Here is a 7,635-nt window from a genome sequence, read left to right as displayed (position 1 = left end):
TAATGGAGAAAATTTTGGATTTAATTGAAAACTAATCGGATTAAAGATACCCTCATCCCCAACCCTTCTCCCGCTTGCGGGAGAAGGGAGCTCAAAAATTGAAATGAGACAGCCGTTCGTAAGCCCCTCTCTTTTATTGACAATTAAGTAATTGAAATGTATTATAATCGTCCATTTGGCGATACACAAGAGCTAAAAATGATAGATAGATTGTACGTAGATGAACTTAATTCTGATTTCGCTGCAATATTGACTTTGCTTGCTGAGTTTCCTGAAGCAAAGGACGAATATACTTTCTCAAATTATATAAATGATAGAGAAATGCTAAAGAGAGGAAAGACTCCTGGTAATATTAATTATTTGAGGCACTCTTTAGAATTATATCAAGATTTTCTTATCAAAAAAGAAGATCAAAATGAGCAAGTAATCGCTTTACACACAGTAAAAAAACTAAAAAAAGCAATATCAATAATAATAAATGAAGTAGATGATAAGAAAAAATATGAGGCTATTCTCGCTTTTGATAAACAGGCTAGAAACTCATCTTTTAGTAAAAACCAGATACGTATAGCGTGGGCTCTTATCGGTGGTTTAATTGGGCTATGTCTTGCAGTTTCCTCTAGCATCCCTGAATGGATGTCAACAGGTGCGTTCTTAGGAGGAATATATGGTAATTCTATTGTAGAATCGCAAGAAAAGAAGGCATGTAATAGTACCGTTGTATCTGACATTGAGCATTTAATTTTTCAAAGAAAAGCATGGTCTTCTAAAAGAAAAGAGTCTCCCTCTACGGAAGAATTTGTAGATGATAGAGATTTAACATTACTTTCAATTAGGTAGATAGTAAAAGGTCAACCCCTATAGATTTCCAATGAAAATTTATAGGAAAATGACCTTTTCCCGCAACAATCGCCAGTTAATGGTATTTCAAATTTATGGGCAGGATGCTCCTTTATCTTTAGTCAATTCATTTTTATTCTTTCTTTTATTAAGATGTTCTATTGTTTGATCAACGGATTCTGGGTATGCGAAAAAATTAATACCGTTTGCGGATGCACAGTTTAATGTGTACCTACAACGGCGTTTGCTTGTAAACTTGGTCAGGTTAAAGTGCTGAGTAAACGTCATCAATTTTCTTTGCACATGTGTCATGAATGTAAGGGATTTTTTGATCCTTATATTGTCTTACTGGTTGTTCTGTGTTGTGATACCAGTAAGACAATATAAGGAAAAATTTAATATGCGTGTACAAGTAACCGCGAAAATCCCTAAAGATTTTTTTTCTGGAAAATACAGTAATGATCATACCCAAAAGCAGCTGGTGCGTCATATTCTTAAAGAAAAAGGTGGTAATTGGCAGGATACTGTATTATTCCCTAAGGTCGGTTTGTCTAAAGATACCAAAGTAGTGACGAATTGTTTTCCGGGGAGTACAGTTGATCATAATCTTGTTAGACAGCTTACTCCTATTAGAACTTTACACGATTTGGATGAATCGGAAGTGGAGTTACGCCAATTATTTATCCGTTTGCAAGCGAATCATAATACCTCTCCAGTGACGCTATCTCCCAAGCGTTATCATCCATGGTATCGCTTCGTAAATGAAAAGCTATGGGGTAAATTTCATAAACTTAGCGAGTCTTCATCGCAGTCATTAGATGCTTATGAAGAATCCGCAATTACCCTCGATGAATGGCATCTTTATCGATTTGTGAATAAAAAATATGCAAAAGCATTGGCTCGTGACATAGTTAATGACATTTTGCACGAACGAAATATCGCTTTTGATGTTAATTGGCTTCATGATTACCAATTAATGCTAGTTTTTTCTTATTTAGAACATTACCTTTTTACTGTGATTAAAGAATTTTCTGAGGAAGAAAAGATCCGTTTAGACAAAGGAATCCAAGCTGCTCTTAAAATGATTAAGACCAGTTATTTTCATCATATTCCCTGGCCTGATGTTGAAATTTTTAAAGCAGAATTTCCCATCATTGAAGAGAAACAAAGAGCTGATTTTTCTGATTCTGATGATTCAGATAGGGAAGAAAGGATTGAGCCACCTTCCCCAAGCGCAAGTTATGTAAGTAAAAGTGGGCATTTATCACGAGACATGGACGAAATAGTAGATCCCGGTAAAGAAATTATAGCAGGCTTATTATCTGCTGGTCATATTGCGTTTCAGACTGAGAAAGATGCAAAGAATTTCAGAGATTGTGTTCATTATTATTATCCGAATGCAAAAATACAGCCGATGAATGCAAAGCAAGTAAGAATTTATTTATCGAAGAAAAAGATTGATGTGCATGTTAATCCTATTGGTACGGATTATACTTTATTTTCGACCATAGGTTTTACTGAAGAAGGGATTGTTCAATATCTTAGTAAATTATTGAATGTTTCTCTTGAATATGTTCATGTAGCTAATGAAAAAACTTTTGCTACGAGACTTGTTCAACTCATTGAAGCAATAAAATCCTCTTATCTTCATGAACTTATTACCGCTTATTTATTTGAGCTCAAGGAGCAAAGAGACCTTATTACTGAAATAGCAAAACTGTTAACTCCCGAAAATTTACTTCTAGAAAAGCTGAATGAAACTAAGAAGCTTTTACGCGCATTGGTAAATAGTCAAAATGTCGGGTTTAATCTAGTGACCGATGAGTTTTTGAAAGAAGTGCAAAGAGTTATAAGGACATTGCAACAAGCTCATAATGATCTACTTGCAGACTATATTACCTTGGAACAATTAAAAGAATTTAAAGCCCGAAATGCAAAGAATCAGTTATTCACTAGCATTGGGCGTCTGGATCCAGAAAAAAATGTTCCTGTAGTCTTAGATGCTTATCTTAGTTACATCCAAGAATGTAGCGTTAAAAAGGAAGTAATTAAAAATTCATTATTGCTGTTTATTGTTCCTTCTCGTTTAGAAGTGCCTGCATATAGGCAAGAATTAAAAGCCATTTTGGAAAAATATGATGAAATAAAAGCTTGCCTTTTACATTATGGAAAAACTCCGGAGGATTTTATTTTTCTTGCAGAAGAAAGATTGTTGCGCGAGGTTTCTGAAACCTCAATTGCGACGCCTAACAAACCAAAATTAATTACGCCAAACGCTATGGCGGAATTCTATCGACTTGGTAACATCATTGTCAGTTCTCGTGCCGATGGGATGAATCTTGTTGTTAAAGAATGGGTTTCAGCTCAAGATAGAATTACAAAAGAGTGTTTACAGGCTTTATTTAACTATGTCGAACATTATTCCCATAAGAGCACAGCGAATATGAACGAAAAGGAAAAACAGCTTTTTATCTGTTTTGCACAAGCTTTATGGCATGAGTTTCCTCATAATGAATCTTTGACTGATGTACTTTCTAAACTAGGCCAAAACATTACCCCACTATTAAAGGATTTTTTTAAACAATACTCGGGGGATATTCCGCCATTACCTATGCTCAGTAAAAATGCAGGCGCTGCAATACAATTAGAACAAGCTTGTATTATTGATCCTTTTGATTCATTGAGTATCAAAGAGCAATTTCAAAGGGATGAGCTAGATACCATTAGTCGATTTGCACGCGCTTTAGCTTTAAAGCGAAATGTACAGCGTGAAAATGGGCAAGAATGGCGACGTGCTATCATTGACCAAATGTTGGCTGAACAAACCTTAAATGATGCTATTACACAAATTACTCAACATTTGGTCAATGAAAAAGGGCTGATTTTCATTGATTATGATGGCACTATATCCCCACATGTTGATAATTTTAATGCGGCATGGCCAAATACGACAGCAAGACTTGCTTTAATAAAATTAATGAAAATAGCTCCTGAGCGAATTATATTCATCACAGGACGTGATATTTCTTCATTTGAACATTGTTTTTGGGGTGGTCCTTGGAGTGAGCACTTACAAAAAATACCTTTAACTGTTATCGGTTCGCATGGAATTGAAATTAAATATAGGAATGGTATGCATGATTGCCTATTATCATTGAATGAACATGAAAGAGCACTGATAGCTAATTTACACTCAAAGGAACAGCTCATTTGTTTAAAAAGCAAAATAATTGCTGTCTTGCAGCAATATATAGTTTCAGACGTTATTGATAGCATTAACTTTGGTGCACTCATTGAGATTAAAAAGTATGCAATTGCATTGTCAACGAGATCATTAAGTGGCTTTATTAAAGATAATAAAACCTTGAAAATCATTGAACATCAATTCGCAGAAGTACTCAAAGATCATTATCTTAAAGAGGTTGGAGGAAAACGTGTTACTGAGTTATCACGATTTTCCGTTTGGCAAGGGATTCACACCTGTGAATTGCGTTGTCATATTACAAAAGCTGATGCTGCGAAACAATTGTTGGCCACAGGCAAAAAGGCATATAAAAACATCACGCACATTACTTTTATGGGGGATGACTTTGGCCAACCAGAGCAACCAGGTACTGATTATTCTCTTGCTCAATGGCTCAAATCAGCACATACTGATTCTCAAAGAATTTTTGAAGGTCTTGTGATACAAGTCATGCCTGACGAAAATTATGATCAACAAAAGCAATTGTTAACTAGCCCTGCACGGCCTGATATAGTGCTCCCATCACCTGTGGCTATGGGGCAAATGCTTGAGACACTTAGTAATAAGGCTTTAGAAATAAAATCACGCAAGAGTCTTCTCAACCAATCAATAGTAGTGGAATTACGGTGCAGACCCTCTCAGGAAAATACCTTATTCCCTTCGAGAGTCAAAGGGCTTTGATTCATATGGCATTGGGTAAATACACATGAAGGAGATCTAAGAGGTGTTTGGAATGCCTCTACTTCTTCAAGCCATTTTTAATTTTATAAAGATGTTTGTAATTGTTCATGAAGTGTAACAGGTCACCTCACGTGACCTTTTAACTACAATTTCAAAGTAGGAACTAATAGTGTCCGAAACCAGACTTAACATAAAAGTTTTAATAATCCTAATGAAATATCTATAGGAATTTAACCGATTTTTTCTCTTTATGAATTTGTGTACTCCCAAGGATTGAGTAACTCTACCCCTGAATCTTCGAAATCTTTTATATTTCTTGTTACAATCACAAATCCATGAACTAAAGCTGTAGCAGCAATTAATGCATCTCTTTCTGAGCGAGGATCAGGGATATGGAGCTTAGCGTATCGTTGTGCTACTGCAACATCTATGTTTAAAATTCGATCTGAAAAGGCAGGAAGCACATGGGTGTTAAGCCACGTGCGCAAAATAGCACCCTGAGAGGGATCTACGCGTTCCTTCTGTAAAATCCCCATTTCTATCTCAAGTATGCTAATTACTGATAAAAATAAAGATGCCGTAGATTCGGCTTTTGCCCACGATATTACATTAATATTAGCTTTCGCGCCTTTTCTTATTTCTGATACAACATTTGTATCCATTAAATACATTAATCAAACTCCTCCGTACGATAAATAGTTCTTTTTAGCTTTGGTGCTTCAAAGTCTATATCTGTTGTATCAGGCATAGCTAACAAATCGACTATTGTTTCTTTAGTTTTAGATAATTTTAAATAGTCTTCAATTGTTAAAAGTACATGAGCTGGATGTCCTCTATCAGTGATAAAAACAGGCCCCTGTGCAGAAGCCTTCTTTATTTTACTGACGTCTTGATTAAATTCACGACTAGAAAAAGTTGAAATTGCCATTGCTAACCCTTAACATGTAGTTATATGACTACAATATAGAACAAATGTAGGTACTTGCCTACACTTTTTATTATATTTCTACTAAAACCTACTACTGGAAGTAAACTCAATGTAAAAATTAATTATAAATGGGTAGATGAGTACATTGCGGATAATAAAGGTAATTATGATTAGTCTTTATCTTTAATAATCCTGTATGAAAGCAAAATAATTAATATAATTTTCGTATACCTTTTTTCTAGACAGTGGGCTCAAGAGCTATTACATCTGTACTGCATTGCTTTATTTCGTTTGCAAAGACGATGCCATTTTTTCATGTGCAGGCTCTGATATTTTTTGTGACTGCTCTAGATAACTTTTTAAAACGAGATATACTCCATTAGTCCAACCAAATCCAATTTCGTTAGTAGCATAACTGTATTTAATTTTATTTTCAGTTAAAGCACTTACAGCACTAACGTCATATTTTTCAAAAATTGCATGATTTTTTTGAAATCCGATTTTTACAGTATTTGTAAATTTATTCGCTATTTCCATTGATTCATTTTTATAACCATATCTATCAAGACCAAAAACAGCGAAGTACTGCATGGGTGCCCATCCAAAAGGAGCATCCCATTGCAGTCCTGAGTAATTAATACTGGTTACAATGCCTCCCTCCAGTAATAAGTCTTGCACATGTTTCCTTACTGCTGCAGCTTGTTTGGGAGAGGCAATTCCAGCCCATAAAGGATAAAAAGTTGTAGCAAAAGGATAGTACTTTTGTTGTTTCTTTTTAAAATTATAATCTAAATAATAACCTGTACGCTCATCCCACAAATAGCGATTTATATTGTCTGCTCTAACTTGAGCTCTTTTTTTCCACTTAATTGCTTCTTTAAAATTACCCAATATTTCATTTATTCTTTGAGCATCACATTCCATTTTATACAATAAAGTATTTAAATCTACTGGAGCATAATCTAATATTTCCACACCGAATGGCCCATATTTAGCCGAAATATCAAAGCCGGATTCTCGCAATGTGCGATCAGCAATGTAAAAAAGATTTGTTAGCTGATTGGTTTGTTTGTCATAATAAAGATCAGCATCGTAATCTTTTCCAGAATGAATTTTAAAATAATTTAACACATTTATATAATATGATGGAGATTCTTCAGGAGTAGGGCCATTTCCACCCGAGTAATAACGTGATAAGCCAATTTGGGGTATAGCATGAGGGGCTGATGTCCAAAAGAGATAGAGTTTCTCAACTGCAGGCAAAGTGGATTTTAACCAAGTTTTATCATGTACTTTGTCATAATAAGCCAATATCATTTCTGTTAACAGTGGCGGTTGTGTACGCCCTAGATAGTAAGTTCGATTAGCATTTAAAATCATTCCATAATTATTTATTTCATAAATAAAATTATCAATCATATTTTTTGCTAAGCTGAATCGATTATTTTCCAGTAGACCTAATACAATAAAAAAACTGTCCCAGCCATACATCTCATTAAATCGGCCTCCAGGGACTACATAAGGATGAGGTAAATAAAGCAAGCCATGTTTTTTAATTTGCTCATGATTTTTAGGTAAGTGTACTAATTTAATTTGAGAAGTTGTTTTTTTCTTTTTAAGCGCTTCAATATTTTCATTTTCAGGTACATAAAGGATAGATTCTGTCATAGATATCTTGGGATCAATACTGAGCTGAAGCAAACTATCACGTTTTAATAATTCCCAATTCTTATCAATATATTGGGTAATTTGTAAATCTATGTTATCAATTTTATTAGAAAATATATTTTGGGAAAAAATTATTAATATGAACATTAATGAAAGATTAGAAATTTTAGGCATTTATTCTTAATAAACGTTTACCGTTATTCCCTGGTTAAATTTAAGAAATGGATTTTGAAAACTTAAAAGTCTTGAAATTTAAAAGTGTCAATATGTAGCA

5 protein-coding genes are annotated in these 7,635 nt (G+C 34.3%); 2 read left to right on the top strand and 3 right to left on the bottom strand.

Annotation, left to right across the window (positions count from 1 at the left end; genetic code table 11):
• Positions 1–156 precede the first annotated feature (156 nt).
• Together QM652_RS08815 and QM652_RS08810 are read left to right on the top strand one after the other, a co-directional pair.
• Positions 157–840: a hypothetical protein gene (locus QM652_RS08815; protein WP_415074906.1), complete on the top strand. Its 684-nt coding sequence runs from the start codon at positions 157–159 to the stop codon at positions 838–840.
• A gap of 400 nt (positions 841–1,240) precedes the next feature.
• Positions 1,241–4,765 (top strand): trehalose-6-phosphate synthase, encoded by a 3,525-nt coding sequence (locus QM652_RS08810; RefSeq protein ID WP_415074904.1) that lies wholly within the window; start codon positions 1,241–1,243, stop codon positions 4,763–4,765.
• A gap of 248 nt (positions 4,766–5,013) precedes the next feature.
• Here QM652_RS08810 and QM652_RS08805 read toward each other — a convergent pair whose 3' ends face one another.
• The 3 genes from QM652_RS08805 to QM652_RS08795 all read right to left on the bottom strand — a co-directional run bounded on the left by QM652_RS08805 (position 5,014) and on the right by QM652_RS08795 (position 7,535).
• A complete protein-coding gene (locus QM652_RS08805; protein ID WP_415074902.1) occupies positions 5,014–5,436 on the bottom strand; it encodes a type II toxin-antitoxin system VapC family toxin in 423 nt (140 codons plus the stop codon).
• Entirely contained in the window at positions 5,436–5,693 is a 258-nt protein-coding gene (locus QM652_RS08800) for a type II toxin-antitoxin system Phd/YefM family antitoxin (protein WP_415074900.1), read from the bottom strand. Before QM652_RS08800 ends, QM652_RS08805 begins: the two co-directional genes overlap by 1 nt.
• 282 nt (positions 5,694–5,975) lie before the next feature.
• On the bottom strand, positions 5,976–7,535 hold the full coding sequence (locus tag QM652_RS08795) for a trehalase family glycosidase (RefSeq protein WP_415074898.1): 1,560 nt from the start codon (positions 7,533–7,535) through the stop codon (positions 5,976–5,978).
• Positions 7,536–7,635: the final 100 nt, after the last annotated feature.

This window comes from Legionella sp. (assembly GCF_047605385.1).
Lineage (GTDB): Bacteria > Pseudomonadota > Gammaproteobacteria > Legionellales > Legionellaceae > Legionella.
This window is presented reverse-complemented; position numbering and strand designations above follow the sequence as displayed.